The sequence below is a fragment of the Bacillus sp. FSL R5-0443 genome, from assembly GCF_038608285.1.
GTDB classification, from domain to species: domain Bacteria; phylum Bacillota; class Bacilli; order Bacillales; family Bacillaceae; genus Bacillus; species Bacillus velezensis.
Genome location: NZ_CP152013.1, coordinates 1716403 through 1734635 on the forward strand (window position 1 = coordinate 1716403; position 18233 = coordinate 1734635).

At 47.0% G+C, this 18233-nt stretch carries 17 protein-coding genes; all 17 read left to right on the forward strand.

Features of this window, described 5'->3' with window-relative positions; genetic code table 11:
* Positions 1–6 precede the first annotated feature (6 nt).
* The 17 genes from rbfA (at position 7) to NYE28_RS08760 (ending at position 18169) form a co-directional block, all read left to right on the forward strand.
* Positions 7–360: a 30S ribosome-binding factor RbfA gene (rbfA, locus tag NYE28_RS08680; protein ID WP_003154185.1), complete on the forward strand. Its 354-nt coding sequence runs from the start codon at positions 7–9 to the stop codon at positions 358–360.
* 84 nt (positions 361–444) lie between these two features.
* A complete protein-coding gene (truB, locus tag NYE28_RS08685) occupies positions 445–1374 on the forward strand; it encodes a tRNA pseudouridine(55) synthase TruB (RefSeq protein ID WP_032874924.1) in 930 nt (309 codons plus the stop codon).
* A 19-nt stretch (positions 1375–1393) separates the two neighbouring features.
* Positions 1394–2335 carry a bifunctional riboflavin kinase/FAD synthetase gene (ribF, locus tag NYE28_RS08690; RefSeq protein WP_064107826.1) on the forward strand — a complete coding sequence of 314 codons (942 nt, stop codon included), beginning with the start codon at positions 1394–1396 and terminating at the stop codon, positions 2333–2335.
* A 165-nt stretch (positions 2336–2500) separates the two neighbouring features.
* Complete coding sequence (rpsO, locus tag NYE28_RS08695) at positions 2501–2770, forward strand: 30S ribosomal protein S15 (protein WP_003154182.1); 270 nt, start codon at positions 2501–2503, stop codon at positions 2768–2770.
* Between the two features lie 174 nt (positions 2771–2944).
* Positions 2945–5068: a polyribonucleotide nucleotidyltransferase gene (pnp, locus tag NYE28_RS08700; protein WP_015239868.1), complete on the forward strand. Its 2124-nt coding sequence runs from the start codon at positions 2945–2947 to the stop codon at positions 5066–5068.
* A 112-nt stretch (positions 5069–5180) separates the two neighbouring features.
* Complete coding sequence (locus NYE28_RS08705) at positions 5181–6140, forward strand: polysaccharide deacetylase family protein (RefSeq protein ID WP_012117569.1); 960 nt, start codon at positions 5181–5183, stop codon at positions 6138–6140.
* Positions 6141–6179: 39 nt separating this feature from the next.
* A complete protein-coding gene (locus NYE28_RS08710) occupies positions 6180–7415 on the forward strand; it encodes a pitrilysin family protein (RefSeq protein ID WP_012117570.1) in 1236 nt (411 codons plus the stop codon).
* Between the two features lie 85 nt (positions 7416–7500).
* On the forward strand, positions 7501–7758 hold the full coding sequence (locus NYE28_RS08715; protein WP_003154176.1) for a YlmC/YmxH family sporulation protein: 258 nt from the start codon (positions 7501–7503) through the stop codon (positions 7756–7758).
* Between the two features lie 156 nt (positions 7759–7914).
* Positions 7915–8805: a dipicolinic acid synthetase subunit A gene (gene dpaA, locus NYE28_RS08720; protein WP_044801435.1), complete on the forward strand. Its 891-nt coding sequence runs from the start codon at positions 7915–7917 to the stop codon at positions 8803–8805.
* A 2-nt stretch (positions 8806–8807) separates the two neighbouring features.
* Positions 8808–9398, forward strand: a complete 591-nt coding sequence (gene dpaB, locus NYE28_RS08725; protein ID WP_015239869.1) for a dipicolinate synthase subunit B — start codon at positions 8808–8810, stop codon at positions 9396–9398.
* Positions 9399–9532: 134 nt separating this feature from the next.
* The gene (gene asd / locus NYE28_RS08730) at positions 9533–10573 is read left to right on the forward strand and encodes an aspartate-semialdehyde dehydrogenase (protein WP_012117572.1); all 1041 of its coding nucleotides are present in this window, start codon (positions 9533–9535) and stop codon (positions 10571–10573) included.
* Between the two features lie 87 nt (positions 10574–10660).
* Complete coding sequence (gene dapG, locus NYE28_RS08735) at positions 10661–11875, forward strand: aspartate kinase (protein ID WP_003154168.1); 1215 nt, start codon at positions 10661–10663, stop codon at positions 11873–11875.
* A gap of 30 nt (positions 11876–11905) precedes the next feature.
* Positions 11906–12775, forward strand: coding sequence for a 4-hydroxy-tetrahydrodipicolinate synthase (gene dapA / locus NYE28_RS08740; protein ID WP_003154166.1), 870 nt, complete (start codon positions 11906–11908; stop codon positions 12773–12775).
* Positions 12776–12953: 178 nt separating this feature from the next.
* On the forward strand, positions 12954–14621 hold the full coding sequence (gene rnjB, locus NYE28_RS08745; protein ID WP_052827433.1) for a ribonuclease J2: 1668 nt from the start codon (positions 12954–12956) through the stop codon (positions 14619–14621).
* Positions 14622–14736: 115 nt separating this feature from the next.
* Positions 14737–15474, forward strand: coding sequence for a ClpP family protease (locus NYE28_RS08750; protein ID WP_003154162.1), 738 nt, complete (start codon positions 14737–14739; stop codon positions 15472–15474).
* The gene (locus tag NYE28_RS08755) at positions 15471–15680 is read left to right on the forward strand and encodes a YlzJ-like family protein (protein ID WP_003154161.1); all 210 of its coding nucleotides are present in this window, start codon (positions 15471–15473) and stop codon (positions 15678–15680) included. Before NYE28_RS08750 ends, NYE28_RS08755 begins: the two co-directional genes overlap by 4 nt.
* A gap of 134 nt (positions 15681–15814) precedes the next feature.
* A complete protein-coding gene (locus tag NYE28_RS08760) occupies positions 15815–18169 on the forward strand; it encodes a DNA translocase FtsK (protein ID WP_160223049.1) in 2355 nt (784 codons plus the stop codon).
* The last annotated feature ends 64 nt before the right edge of the window (positions 18170–18233 follow it).

The following is an 18233-nucleotide window of genomic DNA, read 5'->3' on the forward strand; positions in this document are numbered from 1 at the left end:
ATTGAATTGAGTATGAGAGCAAACCGTGTCGGCGAGCAGATGAAAAAAGAGCTCGGGGATATTATCAGCCGAAAGCTGAAAGACCCGAGAATCGGATTTCTCACTGTAACAGACGTACGTGTTTCAGGTGATTTACAAATAGCGAAGGTGTATATCTCCGTTCTCGGCGGAGAGAAAAAGAAAGAGGAGGCGCTGAAAGGGCTTGAGAAAGCGAAAGGATTTATCCGTTCCGAAATCGGCAGCCGAATCAGACTCCGCAAAACGCCTGAGCTTGAATTTGAATTTGATGAATCAATTGAGTACGGCAACCGTATTGAAACATTGATTCACGAACTGCATTCAGATAAACCGTCTGAATAACAAGGAAAGAGGATGGGCGAGTGTCGTCTGTCCTCTTTTCTGCGTTTTACGGGATACAATTGATAACAAAGGAGCGAAAGACAGATGGTTAACGGAGTTCTCCTTTTACATAAACCGGTCGGCATGACTTCTCACGACTGTGTAATGAAAATAAGAAAACTGTTAAAAACAAAGAAAGTCGGACATACGGGAACGCTTGATCCGGAAGTGTCAGGCGTACTGCCGATCTGTGTCGGACGGGCCACAAAGATTGTTGAGTACGTCACCGACAAGTCAAAAACGTACGATGCTGAGATCACTCTCGGCTTCTCCACATCGACCGAAGACCAGACTGGAGAAACGGTCAGCGTAAAACCTGTCAAGGAGCCGCTGAAAGAAGCGGATATCAAAGCCGTTTTAGACGAACTGAAGGGACCGCAGGAGCAAGTGCCGCCGATGTATTCCGCTGTAAAGGTCAACGGGAAAAAGCTCTATGAATACGCCAGGGCGGGTATTGAAGTGGAGCGGCCGAAGCGGAATATCACGATTGAAGATATCGCGCTCACTTCCCCTGTCACTTATAAAGAAGACACAGCATCATTCCGCTTTACAGTCACGTGCTCAAAGGGCACTTACGTGAGAACATTGGCGGTGACAATCGGTGAAAAACTCGGCTATCCCGCGCATATGTCGCATCTCATCCGCACCGCTTCCGGCGATTTCAGCCTTGATGAGTGTTTCACGTTTGAGGAACTTGAACAGCAGGTTTCAGACGGCATGGTTGCAGAGCATGCCGTGCCGATTGAAAGAGCGCTCAATCATTTGCCGAAATGGGTCATAAGTGATACATTAGCTAAGAAAGCTGAAAACGGGTCAGTGTTTGACATCCCGGCGGAATTTTCTGCAATGACAGCTGACGCCCGTATAGCGGTCTGTACTGAAGACGGAGAATGTGTGGCCATTTATATGCCGCATCCTTCAAAAAAAGGACTGCTGAAACCGGCTAAAGTGCTCATGCAAAAAAGCGAACAATAAGAAAAAAGGTGACCGTTCTGTGAAGACGATACATATTTCTCATCCGCATCATTTACAAAAAGAAGAGCAGCCGGCGTCTGTCATGGCGCTCGGCTACTTTGACGGCGTTCATTTGGGACACCGGAAAGTAATCGGAACAGCCAGACAAATTGCCGAAGAAAAAGGCCTGTCGCTGGCCGTTATGACGTTTCATCCCCACCCTTCCCATGTGTTGGGCAGGGACAAAGAGCCAAAGGATCTGATTACGCCGCTTGAAGATAAAATCAGCCAGATCGGGCGTTTAGGCGCTGATGTGCTGTATGTCGTAAAGTTTGATGAAGCGTTTGCGTCTCTGTCTCCAAAACAGTTTGCCGAGGAGTATATTTTAGGGTTAAACGCGCGGCACGCTGTGGGAGGCTTCGATTTTACGTACGGAAAATACGGAAAAGGCACGATGGAGACGCTGCCGGACGATTTAAACGGCAAGGCCGGATGCACGACTGTCGAGAAACAGACCGAGCAGGACAGAAAGATCAGCTCCACTTATATCCGGTCAGCGCTGCAGGATGGTGACGTTGAACTTGCGCACACTCTTCTCGGCCAGCCGTATTTTATCCGGGGCACTGTGATTCACGGAGACAAAAGAGGCCGCACCATCGGTTTTCCGACCGCGAATGTCGGCCTGCACAACAGCTATATCGTGCCGCCGACAGGCGTGTATGCAGTGAAAGCCGAAATAAAAGGCGAGGTGTATGAAGGCGTCTGCAACATCGGCTACAAACCGACCTTTTATGAAAAGCGTCCCGATCAGCCGTCAATTGAAGTTCATTTGTTTAATTTTCAGCAGGATGTATACGGAGAAGACGTTAAAATCGAGTGGTACAAACGAATCCGAAGCGAACGGAAATTTAACGGCATCGAAGAACTGACGGCTCAGATCGGGAAAGACAAACAAGAAGCGATCCGTTTTTTCAGCAAATAACGGAAAAAACATCAAAAGTACACAAATTTTCTTCTAAAAGATTTGCATATGGGCGCGATTTTTAGTATCATATGTTTCGTAGTCTTAAAACCATTGCTTGGCAATCCGAAGTCACCGACGGTTGCTAGGTAACTGGGGCTAATTATGATATGGAGGTGAAACAGGATGGCAATTACTCAAGAGCGTAAAAATCAACTCATCAGTGAGTTCAAAACACACGAATCTGATACTGGATCTCCAGAAGTTCAGATCGCTATCCTAACAGACTCAATTAACAACTTGAACGAGCATTTGCGTACTCACAAGAAAGATCACCACTCACGTCGCGGTCTTCTTAAAATGGTAGGTAAACGTCGTAATCTTCTTACGTATCTGCGTAATAAAGACGTAACTCGTTACCGTGAGTTAATTAACAAACTAGGCTTACGTCGATAATCGTAAAAAGCGGGAGGATTCCCGCTTTTTTATCGTATTAAAGCGAAAAAAATAATGATAAAAAAACAATGAAATCCTTTTACATACTACTTTGACATTGATATGTTCAATTCATTTCGTTCATAATAGGAGTAATTGATTATTTCACACATTAAGAGAGGAGCTCGTAATCGAATGGGACAAGAGAAACATGTCTTTACCATAGATTGGGCCGGCAGACAGCTTACAGTAGAAGCCGGCCAGCTTGCCAAACAGGCAAACGGCGCTGTCATGGTCCGCTACGGCGATACTGCAGTGCTCAGCACAGCAACCGCATCAAAAGAACCGAAACCGCTAGATTTTTTCCCGCTTACCGTTAACTATGAAGAAAGATTATACGCAGTAGGTAAAATTCCGGGCGGTTTTATTAAAAGAGAAGGCCGTCCAAGTGAAAAGGCCGTTTTAGCCAGCCGTCTGATCGACCGTCCGATCCGCCCGCTTTTCGCAGACGGATTCCGTAACGAAGTACAGGTCATCAGCATTGTCATGAGTGTTGATCAGGACTGCTCATCTGAAATGGCTGCAATGTTCGGTTCATCACTCGCTCTTTGCGTTTCCGATATCCCGTTTGAAGGCCCGATCGCGGGTGTGACGGTAGGCCGCATTGACGGGAAATTCGTCATCAATCCGACGGTTGACCAGCTTGAAAAAAGTGATATCAACCTCATCGTTGCAGGCACAAAAGACGCCATCAACATGGTGGAAGCCGGAGCGGATGAAGTACCTGAAGAAATCATGCTTGAGGCGATTATGTTCGGTCACGAAGAAATTAAGCGCCTGATCGCATTCCAAGAAGAAATCGTCGCAGCAGTCGGCAAAGAGAAAACAGAAATCCAACTGTATGAAATTGACGAAGAGCTCAGCGAAAAAGTAAAAAGCCTTGCGGAGCCGGATCTTCTCAGCGCCATTCAGGTTCACGAAAAACATGCTCGCGAAGACGCGATTAATGAAGTGAAAAATGCAGTTGTCGCGAAATTCGAAGAAGAAGAGCATGATGAAGATACGATTAAAAAAGTGAAACAGACACTGTCTAAACTTGTGAAAAACGAAGTGCGCCGTTTGATCACAGAAGAAAAAGTCCGTCCGGACGGCCGCGGCGTTGATCAGATCCGTCCGCTTTCTTCAGAAGTCGGCCTTCTGCCGAGAACGCACGGCTCCGGGCTGTTTACGAGAGGACAGACGCAGGCGCTCAGCGTATGTACATTAGGCGCCCTTGGGGACGTTCAGATTCTTGACGGTTTAGGCGTGGAAGAATCAAAACGCTTTATGCATCATTATAACTTCCCGCAGTTCAGCGTAGGGGAGACAGGCCCGATGCGCGGACCGGGACGCCGTGAGATCGGTCACGGTGCTCTTGGAGAGCGTGCGCTTGAGCCGGTCATTCCGAATGAAAAAGACTTCCCGTATACGGTCCGCCTCGTATCCGAAGTGCTTGAATCAAACGGTTCCACTTCACAGGCCAGCATTTGCGCGAGCACGCTTGCCATGATGGACGCAGGTGTTCCGATTAAAGCCCCTGTTGCGGGTATCGCGATGGGACTTGTGAAATCAGGCGAGTACTATACGGTATTAACGGATATTCAAGGGATGGAAGACGCCCTCGGTGACATGGACTTTAAAGTAGCCGGCACGGAAAAAGGCGTGACAGCGCTGCAAATGGACATTAAAATTGAAGGTCTTTCAAGAGAAATTCTTGAAGAAGCGCTTCAGCAGGCGAAAAAAGGAAGAATGGAAATCTTGAACAGCATGCTCAGCACGCTTGGTGAATCAAGAAAAGAACTTTCTCAATATGCGCCGAAAATTTTAACGATGAACATTAATCCGGATAAAATCCGTGATGTTATCGGACCGAGCGGTAAACAAATCAACAAAATCATTGAAGATACCGGTGTTAAAATTGACATTGAACAAGACGGCACCATCTTTATTTCTTCTACTGATGAAAGCAGCAACCAAAAAGCGAAAAAAATCATCGAAGATCTTGTCAGAGAAGTCGAAGTCGGCCAGCTTTACCTCGGTAAAGTCAAACGGATTGAGAAATTCGGCGCTTTCGTTGAAATCTTCAGCGGAAAAGACGGTCTCGTTCACATCTCTGAACTAGCGCTCGAACGGGTCGGCAAGGTTGAGGATGTTGTGAAAATCGGTGACGAAATCCTTGTGAAGGTAACTGAAATTGACAAACAGGGACGAGTGAATCTGTCGCGTAAAGCAGTGCTGCGCGAAGAGAAAGAAAAAGAACAGGAACAACAACAATCTTAAATGAAAACCTAACAAGGAGCCTGGGAGACCCGGCTTCTTTATTTTGAGAAAGACAACAGACGGGTTCTACCTTGTCCTCCTCATACATAATGTGTGGTGAGGGGGGAAGGACATGTTGAAAAAATTCGTGCCGTTTGCCGTTTTTTTATTTCTTTTTTTTGTTTCGTTTGAAATGTTAAAAAATCCGTATACAGTTGATTACATAGACGCAATGAAAAAAGACGCTGTAACTGTGTCAGCATCAAAAGATCCGCTCTATGAAGAATTACTGCAAAAAGCGTCAGAGTATGAAGTGAAGCCGCAAGACGCGCGGATTGATAAAATATGGAAGAGCATACCGGGATATAACGGTTTAAAAGTCAATGTGGAAAAATCCTATAAACAAATGAAAAAGGACGGAGAATTTCACGAAGACGGCCTTGTCTATGAGCAGGTAAAACCGAAAGTCCATCTTGATTCTCTCGCGCCCGAACCCATTTATAAAGGAAATCCCGACAAACCGATGGTCGCTTTCCTGATAAATGTCGCCTGGGGAAATGAATACGTGGAGCAAATGCTGCCTATTCTGAAGCAGCACCAGGTCAAAGCAACTTTCTTTCTTGAAGGGAAATGGCTGAAAAACAATCAGGAGCTGGGGAAAAAAATAGCGGCAGACGGACATGAAATCGGAAATCATTCATACAATCACCCTGATATGAGCAAACTGACTTCAGGAAGCATTTCCGAACAGCTTGACAAAACCAATGCACAAATCAGCGAGACGCTCGGCATAAAGCCGAAATGGTTTGCGCCGCCAAGCGGCAGCTTCAGAAAAGCTGTGGTCGATCTTGCGGCGGAAAAAGGAATGGGCACCATCATGTGGACCGTGGACACCATTGACTGGCAAAAACCGTCTCCGGCTGTTTTACAAACAAGGGTGTTGAGCAAAATACATAACGGAGCCATGATTTTAATGCATCCGACTGATCCGACTGCGAAAAGCCTGGATACACTGATTGCAAAAATCAAAGAAAAAGGCTACGCGCTCGGCTCAGTGTCTGACTTAATGGATGAAAACAGGCTGATGAAGTAGCAGGCGGCAGTTGCCTGTCTTTGAATAGGAGGAACAGACTTGATAAAACGCTATACATGCCAAAACGGTGTAAGAGTTGTGCTTGAAAATAATCCAACGGTGCGGTCTGTGGCAATCGGCGTATGGATCGGGACGGGATCACGTCATGAAACGCCGGATACAAACGGTATTTCGCACTTTCTTGAGCATATGTTTTTTAAAGGAACAAATACCAGGTCCGCACGTGAAATCGCAGAATCCTTCGATCGGATAGGCGGCCAAGTGAATGCCTTCACTTCAAAAGAATATACGTGCTATTACGCCAAAGTGCTGGATGAGCATGCAAACTACGCACTTGATGTGCTGGCTGATATGTTCTTTCATTCTGCTTTTGACGAAGATGAGCTCAAAAAAGAAAAGAACGTTGTATATGAAGAAATCAAAATGTATGAAGACGCGCCGGATGACATTGTCCACGATCTGCTGAGCAAAGCGACATACGGCAATCATTCGCTCGGCTACCCGATTCTCGGGACGGAGGAAACGCTTTCGTCATTTAACGGCGATTCTCTCAGACAGCATATGGATGACTTTTACACGCCGGACCGCGTCGTCATTTCTGTCGCCGGAAATGTAACGGAACAATTCATTAAAGACGTGGAGAAATGGTTCGGTACATACGAAGCGAAGGGCAAAGCAAGCGGCATCAGCGAGCCTGAGTTTCATTATGAAAAGCTGACCAGAAAAAAAGACACCGAACAGGCGCATCTCTGTCTCGGTTTCAAAGGCCTGAAAGTCGGAGATCCGGACATTTACGATTTGATCGTCTTAAACAATGTGCTGGGCGGAAGCATGAGCAGCCGTCTTTTCCAGGATGTGCGCGAAGATAAAGGACTGGCCTATTCTGTATACAGCTATCACAGTTCCTATGAAGACAGCGGTATGCTGACGATTTACGGAGGCACCGGCGCGAATCAGCTCGGACTTCTGTCTGAAACCATTCAGGAAACGTTATCGGTTCTAAAACGTGACGGTATCACCCCGAAAGAGCTGGAAAACAGCAAAGAGCAAATGAAGGGGAGCTTAATGCTCAGCTTAGAGAGCACAAACAGCAAAATGAGCCGGAACGGGAAAAACGAACTCCTGCTCGGAAAGCATAAGACCATGGATGAAATTATCACTGAATTAAATGCGGTCAGCCTGGAAAGCGTCAACGGCCTCAGCCGCCGCTTATTTACGGATGATTACGCACTATCGCTCATCAGCCCGACCGGCAATATGCCGGCCTCGTCTTAAGCGGAAAAGCAGAAAGCAGTCTGCCTCTATACGGGGCAGGCATTTTTTTTTGCTCCGGGTCATATAGTACAAGGGGGTGGCTATCATGAGGCTCAGTGAACTTTCAGGTAAAGAAATTGTAGACATTAAACGGGCAGAGCGGCTCGGCGTGCTCGGCCAGACCGATTTGGAAATTAATGAGCAGGACGGACAAATTACCGCGCTGTTGATACCGACGGTAAAATGGTTCGGATTGCGAAAACAAGGCCACGACATCCGCGTCCCCTGGAACCATATCCAAAAAATCGGGTCAGACATGATCATTTTAGACGTTCCGGGGGAGATCACGCCTCCCGAAGAGTAGATCTTATTCATTTTTAGCAAGCACCGGCTCATACAGCCGGTGCTTTTTTCATGAAAAAGACGCTGTACATTCACCGCCCTTTCTCTTTGCACATACGATGAAGAGGAGGATGACACTTAAAAGATCCAGTAACTGTAAAGAAGGTGAACGTTTCAGATGTTAACCGGATTGACAATTGCGATCATTGGCGGTGACGCAAGACAGCTTGAGATTATAAGAAAGCTGACAGAACAGCATGCCGATATTTATCTTGCAGGGTTTGACCAATTGGATGACGGTTTTACAGGAACCGTCAAATGCAAAATTGATGAGATTCCCTTTCAAAAAATAGACAGTATCATCCTGCCCGTATCGGCAACGACCGGAGAAGGCGTTGTTTCCACGGTTTTTTCAAATGAAGAAGTGGTATTAAAGCAGAGCTATCTTGAGCGGACACCGGAGCATTGCGTCATTTATTCAGGCATCTCCAACGCGTATCTTGAGGGGATCGCCAGCGAAGCCGGCCGCAAACTTGTGAAATTATTTGAACGGGACGATATCGCGATATTCAACTCGATTCCCACTGTTGAAGGAACAATCATGATGGCGATTCAGCATACGGATTATACCATTCACGGATCAAATGTCGCCGTTCTCGGCATGGGGCGCACCGGTATGACGATCGCCCGGACGTTTGCGGCGTTAGGGGCGAAGGTAAAAGTGGGCGCGCGGAGTTCGGCTCATTTGGCCCGTATAATGGAAATGGGGCTTTCTCCTTTTCAGCTTGAAGAGCTTACTGAACATGTAAATGATATTGATATCTGCATTAACACCGTACCGAGCTTGATTCTGAATCAAAGCGTTTTATCGCGCATGACGCCGAAGACCTTGATTTTGGATTTAGCATCCCGTCCGGGCGGAACGGATTTCAAATATGCTGAAAAACAAGGCATTAAAGCGCTGCTTGCTCCGGGTCTTCCGGGAATTGTGGCCCCGAAAACAGCCGGACAGATTATTGCGAACGTATTGAGCAAGCTTTTGGCAGACTTAAAGAAAGAGGGGAAATAACCATGTCTCTGAAAGGGAAAAGAATCGGATTCGGATTAACCGGCTCGCATTGCACATATGAGGAAGTTTTTCCGCAAATAGAGGCGCTTATCAGTCAAGGAGCTGAAGTCCGGCCGGTCGTGACATCAACCGTTCAATCGACCGATACCCGCTTTGGGGAGGGGGGAGATTGGGTCAGAAAAATTGAAGAAGCAACAGGCTTTGAGGCGATTGATTCCATCGTAAAAGCGGAGCCTCTCGGGCCGAAACTTCCGCTCGACTGCATGGTCATCGCCCCTTTAACCGGAAATTCAATGAGCAAACTCGCAAATGCGATGACTGACAGCCCCGTCCTTATGGCTGCGAAAGCCACGATCCGCAACGGCCGCCCGGTCGTGCTCGGAATTTCGACAAACGACGGACTCGGTTTAAACGGAACGAATTTAATGAGGCTGATGTCCGCAAAAAACATATATTTCATCCCGTTCGGCCAGGACGACCACGTGAAAAAACCGACATCGCTCGTCGCCAGAATGGATCTCCTTCCGATTACGGTAGAAAAAGCTCTTTTGCACCAGCAGGTTCAGCCGGTGCTCGTACACCACCAAGAATAAAAAATCATGATGACAGAAAATCATTCCGGAATAAAAAAATTCGATCAATCCGTGACTATTCTATGGTAAAATAAAACGTAAAATGCAAAGTCAATTCAACAAATGATGCTTAATTGGCGGAAGGAGTTTTACAGATGGGAAGAGGATTACACGTAGCAGTTGTCGGAGCGACGGGAGCCGTAGGACAGCAAATGCTGAAAACACTGGAAGACAGAAACTTTGAAATCGAAACACTCACACTACTATCCTCAAAGCGTTCTGCTGGTACGAAAGTAACGTTTAAAGGCGAAGAATATACAGTGCAGGAAGCTGTTCCTGAAAGCTTCGAAGGCGTTCATATCGCGTTATTCAGCGCCGGCGGAAGCGTATCACAAAGCTTGGCGCCTGAGGCTGTAAAACGGGGAGCCATCGTGATTGACAATACCAGCGCATTCCGTATGGACGAAAATACACCGCTCGTGGTGCCTGAGGTGAACGAAGGTGATCTGCACAAACATAACGGCATTATCGCCAACCCTAACTGTTCAACGATTCAGATGGTGGCTGCGCTTGAACCGATCCGCAAAGCGTACGGATTGAAAAAAGTCATTGTATCTACTTACCAAGCTGTGTCCGGGGCCGGCAATGAAGCGGCGAAGGAATTGTACAGCCAGACAAAGGCGATTTTAAACAATGAACCCGCAGAACCGTCCATTATGCCGGTTAAAGGCGACAAAAAGCATTATCAAATCGCATTTAACGCCATTCCGCAAATTGATAAATTCCAAGATAACGGCTATACGTTTGAGGAAATGAAAATGATTAATGAAACGAAAAAAATCATGCATATGCCGAATCTGGAAGTGGCTGCGACATGTGTCAGACTGCCGATTGAAACAGGGCACTCAGAATCTGTTTACATTGAGCTTGACCGTGATGACGCAACCGTTGAAGATATGAAACAGCTTTTAAAAGAAGCTCCGGGTGTTACGCTTCAGGATGATCCGGCGGAGCAGCTTTACCCGATGCCTGCTGATTGCGTCGGCAAACGCGATGTATTTGTAGGAAGAATCCGGAAAGATTTGGACAGAGCAAACGGTTTTCATTTGTGGGTTGTTTCTGATAACCTGTTAAAAGGCGCCGCTTGGAACTCAGTCCAAATCGCGGAAAGCCTGCAAAAACTGAACCTCGTATAAACAAACGTATTTTCTATAGGCGAACAGAAGAGAGTAAGGCTCTGCCTGCTCTCTTCTGTTACGTCAGACTAATTTGGAGTGAAAATAGTGAAGATCATTGTTCAAAAATTCGGCGGAACATCCGTAAAAGATGACAAAGGCCGCAAGCTTGCGCTAGCACACATTAAAGATGCCATCAGTGAAGGTTATAAAGTTGTTGTTGTCGTATCGGCGATGGGAAGAAAAGGAGACCCGTACGCGACAGATTCTTTAATCGGGCTCCTTTACGGCAGCCAGTCCGACATTTCTCCGAGAGAGCAGGATATGCTTCTGTCTTGCGGAGAAACGATTTCGTCCGTTGTTTTTTCCAGCATGCTGAAGGAAAACGGCATAAAAGCCGCAGCTTTAACAGGAGCCCAGGCCGGCTTTTTAACCAATGCCCAGCATACTGACGCCAAAATTATAGAAATGAAAACAGAGCGGCTTTTCGCTGCACTCGCCAGCCATGACGCCGTCGTTGTCGCAGGATTTCAGGGAGCGACTGAAAAAGGTGACACGACGACGATCGGCAGAGGAGGAAGCGATACTTCAGCAGCGGCGCTCGGAGCGGCGGTTGATGCTGAGTTTATCGACATTTTTACGGACGTGGAAGGCGTTATGACAGCCGATCCGAGAATCGTGGAAAATGCTAAGCCGCTTCCGAACGTCACATATACGGAAATCTGCAACCTTGCCTATCAAGGCGCGAAAGTCATTCATCCGCGCGCGGTGGAAATCGCCATGCAGGCAAAGGTGCCGATCCGCGTGCGCTCCACTTATTCAAAAGACAAAGGCACTTTGGTGACGTCCCATCATTCGTCTAACATCGGCAGCGATGTATTCGAACGGCTGATCACAGGGATCGCCCATGTGAAAGATGTGACGCAATTTAAGGTCCCCGCCAAAATGGGGCAATACAACGTTCAGACTGAAGTCTTTAAAGCAATGGCAAATGCCGGAATCAGCGTAGATTTCTTTAACATTACGCCGAGTGAAATCGTATATACCGTAGCCGGCAGTAAAACGGAAGCCGCGCGCAGCATTTTGGCTGAATTAGGATATGAGCCGACAGTGACGGAGAGCTGTGCGAAAGTGTCAGCGGTCGGCGCCGGGATAATGGGTGTTCCGGGTGTCACGTCAAAAATCGTCTCCGCACTTTCTGATAAAGGCATTCCGATTCTGCAATCTGCCGACAGCCATACGACGATCTGGGTGCTCGTTCATGAAAAAGATATGGTAACGGCCGTAAATGCGCTGCATGAAGTGTTTGAACTTTCAAAGTAAATGTGATTGAATCATGATGAGGTGAAAAAAATGAATGTCGGAAATATATCTACAGCGATGATTACCCCCTTTGACAGTAAAGGGAATGTAGACTTTCAAAAACTGTCTACATTAATCGACTATTTGTTGAAAAACGGCACGGATTCTTTAGTCGTCGCAGGCACGACCGGCGAATCTCCGACACTTTCAACGGAAGAAAAAATTGCACTCTTTGAATTTACAGTCAAAGAAGTGAACGGACGCGTGCCTGTTATTGCGGGTACGGGAAGCAACAATACGAAAGACTCCATTAAACTGACAAAAAAAGCTGAAGAAGCCGGCGTCGATTGCGTTATGCTTGTCACGCCGTATTATAATAAGCCTTCCCAAGAGGGGATGTACCGTCATTTTAAAGCCATTGCGGAAGAAACGTCTCTTCCTGTGATGCTTTACAACGTGCCGGGCAGAACGGTCGCTTCGCTTGCGCCGGAAACGGCCATCAGACTTGCGGAGATACCGAATATCTCTGCGATTAAAGAAGCGAGCGGCGATCTTGATGCCATTACGAAAATCATTGCCGAAACACCGGAAGATTTTTACGTCTATTCAGGTGATGACGGGTTAACGCTTCCTATTCTCGCAGTCGGCGGAAGAGGAGTCGTGTCAGTGGCCAGCCATATCGTAGGTTCTGACATGCAGCAGATGATTAAAAACTATACGAACGGGCAGACGGCAACCGCGGCACTGATTCATCAGAAGCTTCTGCCGATCATGAAGGAGCTCTTTAAAGCGCCTAATCCGGCTCCGGTCAAAACGGCGCTACAGCTGAAAGGCCTTGATGTCGGATCTGTGCGTCTTCCTCTTATCCCGCTGAATGAAGATGAACGTCTGAGCCTGAGCAGCGTCATCAGCGAACTGTAAGAAAAAATTTATACAGTTAAAATACGCGGTCATTCTCATTTTTATCGTGAGTTTGACCGTTTTGTATACATATTGGTTTTCCCTAAACCTTCCGCTTCTTCTTGTTTTCTAAAATTGATATCAGTTATAATAGGAACAAGTGATGATGGACGGGTATGAGACTAGGAGGATACAGATTTTGAAAAAGAAAAATACAGAAAACGTCAGAATTATCGCCCTTGGCGGCGTCGGAGAAATTGGGAAGAACCTATATGTCATTGAAATTGACTCAGACATATTTGTAGTGGATGCAGGGCTGATGCACCCTGAAAATGAAATGCTCGGTATTGATGTCGTCATTCCGGATATTTCCTACTTAGTAGAACGGGCTGACCGCGTGAAGGCCATCTTTCTGACACACGGGCACGATGAAAACATCGGGGGCGTCTTTTATTTATTGAATAAGCTGTCGGTGCCGGTATACGGAACGAAGCTTACGCTTGCATTACTGAGAGAAAAACTCAAGCAGTACGGGCATAATCGAAAAGCTGATTTGCGTGAAGTTCACTCTAAATCAGTCATTACATTTGATTCAACGAAAGTATCGTTCTTTAAAACGATTCACAGTATTCCGGATTCAGTGGGAGTCAGCTTCAAAACATCACTTGGCTCTATTGTATGCACGGGAGACTTTAAATTTGACCAGACGCCTGCTTATCACCAATCATGTGATATTGGCGAAATTGCCAAAATCGGAAACAGCGGCGTGCTCGCCCTGCTTTCTGACAGCGCCAATGCGGAGCGCCCGGGGTATACTCCGTCAGAAGCATATGTAAGCGGTGAAATTTCCGATGCGATGAACAATTCAGAAAACCGTGTCATCATTGCTGTATTCGCGTCTAATATCAACCGGATCCAGCAAGTGATACAGGCTGCCGTCCAGAACGGCCGCAAACTTGCAATCGCCGGAAAAAATCTGCAAAACGTGCTTCAGCTTGGGCGCAAGCTCGGCTATATTGAAGCCGAAGATGAAATGTTTATTCCTGTGCAGGATGTGAAAAAATATCCGAAGCGGGAAGTGGCAATTGTTACAGCCGGAAGCCATGGTGAGCCGCTGGCCGCTCTTACGCGGATGGCCAAGCAGGCGCATAAGCAGCTTAACATTGAAGAAGGAGACACCGTTGTCATTGCATCAACACCGATTCCGGGGCATGAATTGATATATTCCAAAACCGTCAACCTGCTTGCCCGCGCCGGCGCTCAAGTCATTTTCGCCCAAAAACGCGTGCATGTGTCCGGGCACGGTTCGCAGGAAGAATTGAAACTCATGCTTAATTTGCTGAAACCGAAATATTTAATTCCGGTTAACGGTGAATTCAGAATGCAAAAAGCGCATTCCAAAATCGCAGAAGAGATCGGCATGAAACGCAGCGACATTTTCTTGATTGAAAAAGGTGACGTCGTTGAATTCCGCGGCCAGAATGTGAAAATCGGGGATAAAGTCACGTACGGAAACGTGTTGATTGACGGCCTCGGAGTCGGCGACATCGGCAACATCGTGCTGAGAGACCGCCGCTTATTGTCACAAGACGGCATTCTCATCGTCGTAATTTCACTCGATAAGCAGAAAAAGAACCTCGTATCAGGTCCTGAGATCATTACGCGCGGTTTCGTATATGTCAGAGAATCAGAAGGTTTAATTGTACAAGCTACTGAGCTCGTCCGCTCTATCGTAACTGAAGCGACGGAAACATCTGCCGTAGAATGGTCCACGCTGAAACAAGCCATGCGTGATGCGCTGAATCAATTCCTTTATGAAAAAACAAAACGCAAGCCGATGATCATTCCGATCATTATGGAAGTATAATGTATACAAAGCCGGAGCGCATGATGCTCCGGCTTTGTTTTTGTTCATGTCCCGGATGGAAATCATCATCTTTGTTCATAATACAAAGAGACATTCGGAAAGGGTGAAAGATAAAATGGATCATCGTATGGAAAACACCGAAGAACAGCAGCCCGAAAAATCAGATGCGAAAGACAGCATTATGAGCAAAATTCAGCAGCTGGGAGAGACATCTCTGCCGCAAATGTCCCAAGATACCAATATTCACTGCCTGACGATCATCGGCCAAATTGAGGGGCACGTCCAGCTCCCGCCGCAAAATAAAACAACCAAATATGAACACGTCATTCCGCAAATCGTCGCCATTGAGCAAAATCCGAAAATCGAAGGACTTCTGATCATCTTAAACACCGTCGGAGGCGATGTGGAAGCGGGGCTTGCGATTGCGGAAATGCTCGCATCCTTATCAAAACCGACCGTCTCAATCGTACTCGGCGGGGGACACTCGATAGGTGTGCCGATCGCCGTGTCATGTGATCATAGTTTTATCGCGGAAACAGCGACTATGACCATTCACCCCGTTCGGCTTACAGGTCTGGTTATCGGGGTTCCGCAAACATTTGAATACTTGGACAAAATGCAGGAGCGGGTCGTCAACTTTGTGACCCATCATTCAAATATTTCCGAAGAAAAATTCAAAGAGCTGATGTTTTCAAAAGGAAACTTAACCAGGGACATCGGGACGAACGTAGTCGGGAAAGATGCGGCTGATTACGGATTAATTGATGCCGTGGGCGGCGTCGGACAGGCGATAAAAAAGCTGAATCAGCTGATTGAGGAACGAAAGGGCGAGGAAGGAAGGATGATTCAATGATCCTTTATACCGTCATGCCCCAAGAAGTCGTTTACGGTCAGGATATAGAGCAAAGCGTGCATGAACAGGTAGATTACGCCGGCGTGCCGCTGCTAGTTGAGATGAAGGGAAATGAAGCTGAAGTCGTACAGATTTTAAGTACGAACCCGATGGATTTTCTGAATCCGGACATCGCTCCTGGACAAAAAATCAAGCTGAAAATCTAACCGGCATTCAGTCCGTTTCTCGGGGGCAAAATATGCTATAATAGGGGAATCCTACAGAAAAATGCAGCCGGCAAAAGGCTGCTTTTCTTCATGATGTATGATTTTACATTTTTTAACGCAGTAAGGTGATGAGTGTGGCAAAGAAAAAACGGAAATCTAAAAAGAAACAAGAGAGTAAGCTCAATCTAAAATACGAACTAAGCGGACTGCTCTGTGTTGCAATTTCAATTATTGCTGTTTTGCAGCTCGGCGTTGTGGGACAGACATTTGTGTACTTGTTCCGTTTTTTTGCCGGAGAGTGGTTTATTTTATGCTTAATTGCGCTCTTCCTTCTCGGAATTTCGCTGTTTTGGAAAAAGAAGAGTCCAAGCCTTTTAACGAGAAGAAAGGCAGGGCTGTACTGTATTATCGCCAGTATATTGCTGCTGTCTCACGTGCAGCTCTTTAAAAATCTGTCTCATCACGGGTCGATTCGGTCGGCAAGTGTCATCGGCAACACGTGGGAGCTGTTTATGATTGACATGAAACAGCAGGCTGCTTCCCCTGATTTGGGCGGCGGCATGATCGGCGCGGTACTGTTTGCAGCTTCCCACTTTTTATTTGCATCAACGGGTTCACAGATCATGGCGATCGTGCTGATCTTAATGGGGCTGATTCTTGTAACGGGCCGTTCACTGCAGGAAACGCTTAAAAAGTGGACGAGCCCCGTCGGCCGGTTTATCCGCAGTCAATGGCAGGCATTTCTTGAGGATATGAAGACGGTCAGAACGAATATGTCTTCGCCGAAAACAAAATCGGGCAAAAAACAAAAACGGGTTCAAAAGAAAAAAGAAGAGCCTGATCCGGAGGAAGAGGATGAGGAAATCATTTCGCCGATCATCCATTCAGAGCCGATTATTTCAAGCTTTTCAGACCGTCAGGAAGAGCCCTCCGAACCGCTGATTCCGGAAAAAACGCAGGAGGCTGCACAAGCGGCAAAAGATGAGCCTTCCGGCGGCGCTCAAGACAGTGGCGAAACGGCTGCGGCTCCGCCGATGACGTTTACAGAGCTTGAAAATAAAGATTATCAAATGCCTTCATTGGACATACTGGCTGACCCGAAACATACCGGCCAGCAGACCGATAAGAAAAACATTTACGAGAATGCAAGAAAACTCGAACGGACTTTTCAAAGCTTCGGCGTAAAGGCGAAAGTGACGCAGGTTCATCTCGGTCCGGCGGTCACAAAATATGAGGTGTATCCGGACGTCGGGGTCAAAGTCAGTAAAATCGTGAATCTGAGCGATGACCTCGCGCTCGCGCTTGCCGCGAAGGATATCCGGATCGAAGCGCCGATTCCGGGTAAATCGGCAATCGGCATCGAGGTGCCCAATGCTGAAGTTGCGATGGTTTCGTTAAAAGAAGTGCTTGAATCCAAGCTCAATGACAAGCCGGACGCGAAGCTTCTGATCGGCTTGGGACGAAATATTTCCGGGGAAGCCGTGCTTGCCGAACTGAACAAAATGCCCCACCTGCTCGTAGCGGGGGCAACGGGAAGCGGAAAAAGCGTCTGTGTCAACGGTATTATTACGAGCATTCTGATGAGGGCCAAACCGCATGAAGTGAAGATGATGATGATTGACCCGAAAATGGTTGAGCTGAATGTGTATAACGGCATTCCTCATCTGCTTGCGCCGGTCGTGACAGATCCGAAAAAGGCCTCGCAGGCTTTGAAAAAGGTCGTCAATGAGATGGAGCGCCGCTATGAGCTGTTCTCCCATACGGGTACGAGAAATATAGAAGGCTATAACGATCATATTAAGCGGTCAAATGCCGAAGAAGAAGTCAAGCAGCCTGAGCTGCCGTACATCGTCGTCATCGTTGACGAGCTTGCCGATCTGATGATGGTCGCTTCTTCCGACGTGGAAGATTCAATTACGAGACTTTCACAGATGGCGCGGGCGGCGGGAATTCATTTGATTATCGCGACACAGCGGCCTTCAGTCGACGTTATTACCGGTGTTATTAAAGCCAACATCCCGTCAAGAATCGCCTTCAGTGTCTCATCTCAGACCGATTCACGGACGATTTTAGACATGGGCGGCGCTGAAAAGCTTCTGGGGCGCGGAGACATGCTGTTTCTGCCTGTAGGCGCAAATAAGCCGGTGCGTGTGCAAGGGGCATTCTTATCCGATGAAGAGGTTGAGCATGTCGTCGATCATGTCATTACGCAGCAAAAAGCGCAGTACCAAGAAGAGATGATTCCGGAAGAAGTTTCGGAAACACACAGTGAAGTAACGGATGATCTCTATGACGAAGCGGTCGATTTGATTATCGGCATGCAGACGGCATCAGTCTCCATGCTTCAAAGGCGGTTCAGAATCGGATATACGAGAGCTGCCCGTCTGATTGACGCAATGGAAGAACGGGGCGTCGTCGGGCCGTATGAAGGAAGCAAACCGAGGGAAGTACTATTATCTAAGGAACAATATGATGAGCTCTCTTCTTAAAAAGGAGAGAGTTTTCACTGAAAATGATATCACCAAAATCATTCCTATTTATTTTTTTATTAAA

Excerpts from the sequence above, each read along its gene's own strand:
- pnp (WP_015239868.1), top strand. The coding sequence starts at position 2,945 with ATGGGACAAGAGAAACATGTCTTTACCATAGATTGGGCCGGCAGACAG.
- truB (WP_032874924.1), top strand. The coding sequence starts at position 445 with ATGGTTAACGGAGTTCTCCTTTTACATAAACCGGTCGGCATGACTTCT.
- NYE28_RS08755 (WP_003154161.1), top strand. The coding sequence starts at position 15,471 with ATGATCCTTTATACCGTCATGCCCCAAGAAGTCGTTTACGGTCAGGAT.
- dpaA (WP_044801435.1), top strand. The coding sequence starts at position 7,915 with ATGTTAACCGGATTGACAATTGCGATCATTGGCGGTGACGCAAGACAG.
- NYE28_RS08715 (WP_003154176.1), top strand. The coding sequence starts at position 7,501 with ATGAGGCTCAGTGAACTTTCAGGTAAAGAAATTGTAGACATTAAACGG.
- asd (WP_012117572.1), top strand. The coding sequence starts at position 9,533 with ATGGGAAGAGGATTACACGTAGCAGTTGTCGGAGCGACGGGAGCCGTA.
- NYE28_RS08705 (WP_012117569.1), top strand. The coding sequence starts at position 5,181 with ATGTTGAAAAAATTCGTGCCGTTTGCCGTTTTTTTATTTCTTTTTTTT.
- dapA (WP_003154166.1), top strand. The coding sequence starts at position 11,906 with ATGAATGTCGGAAATATATCTACAGCGATGATTACCCCCTTTGACAGT.
- dpaB (WP_015239869.1), top strand. The coding sequence starts at position 8,808 with ATGTCTCTGAAAGGGAAAAGAATCGGATTCGGATTAACCGGCTCGCAT.
- NYE28_RS08750 (WP_003154162.1), top strand. The coding sequence starts at position 14,737 with ATGGATCATCGTATGGAAAACACCGAAGAACAGCAGCCCGAAAAATCA.
- rpsO (WP_003154182.1), top strand. The coding sequence starts at position 2,501 with ATGGCAATTACTCAAGAGCGTAAAAATCAACTCATCAGTGAGTTCAAA.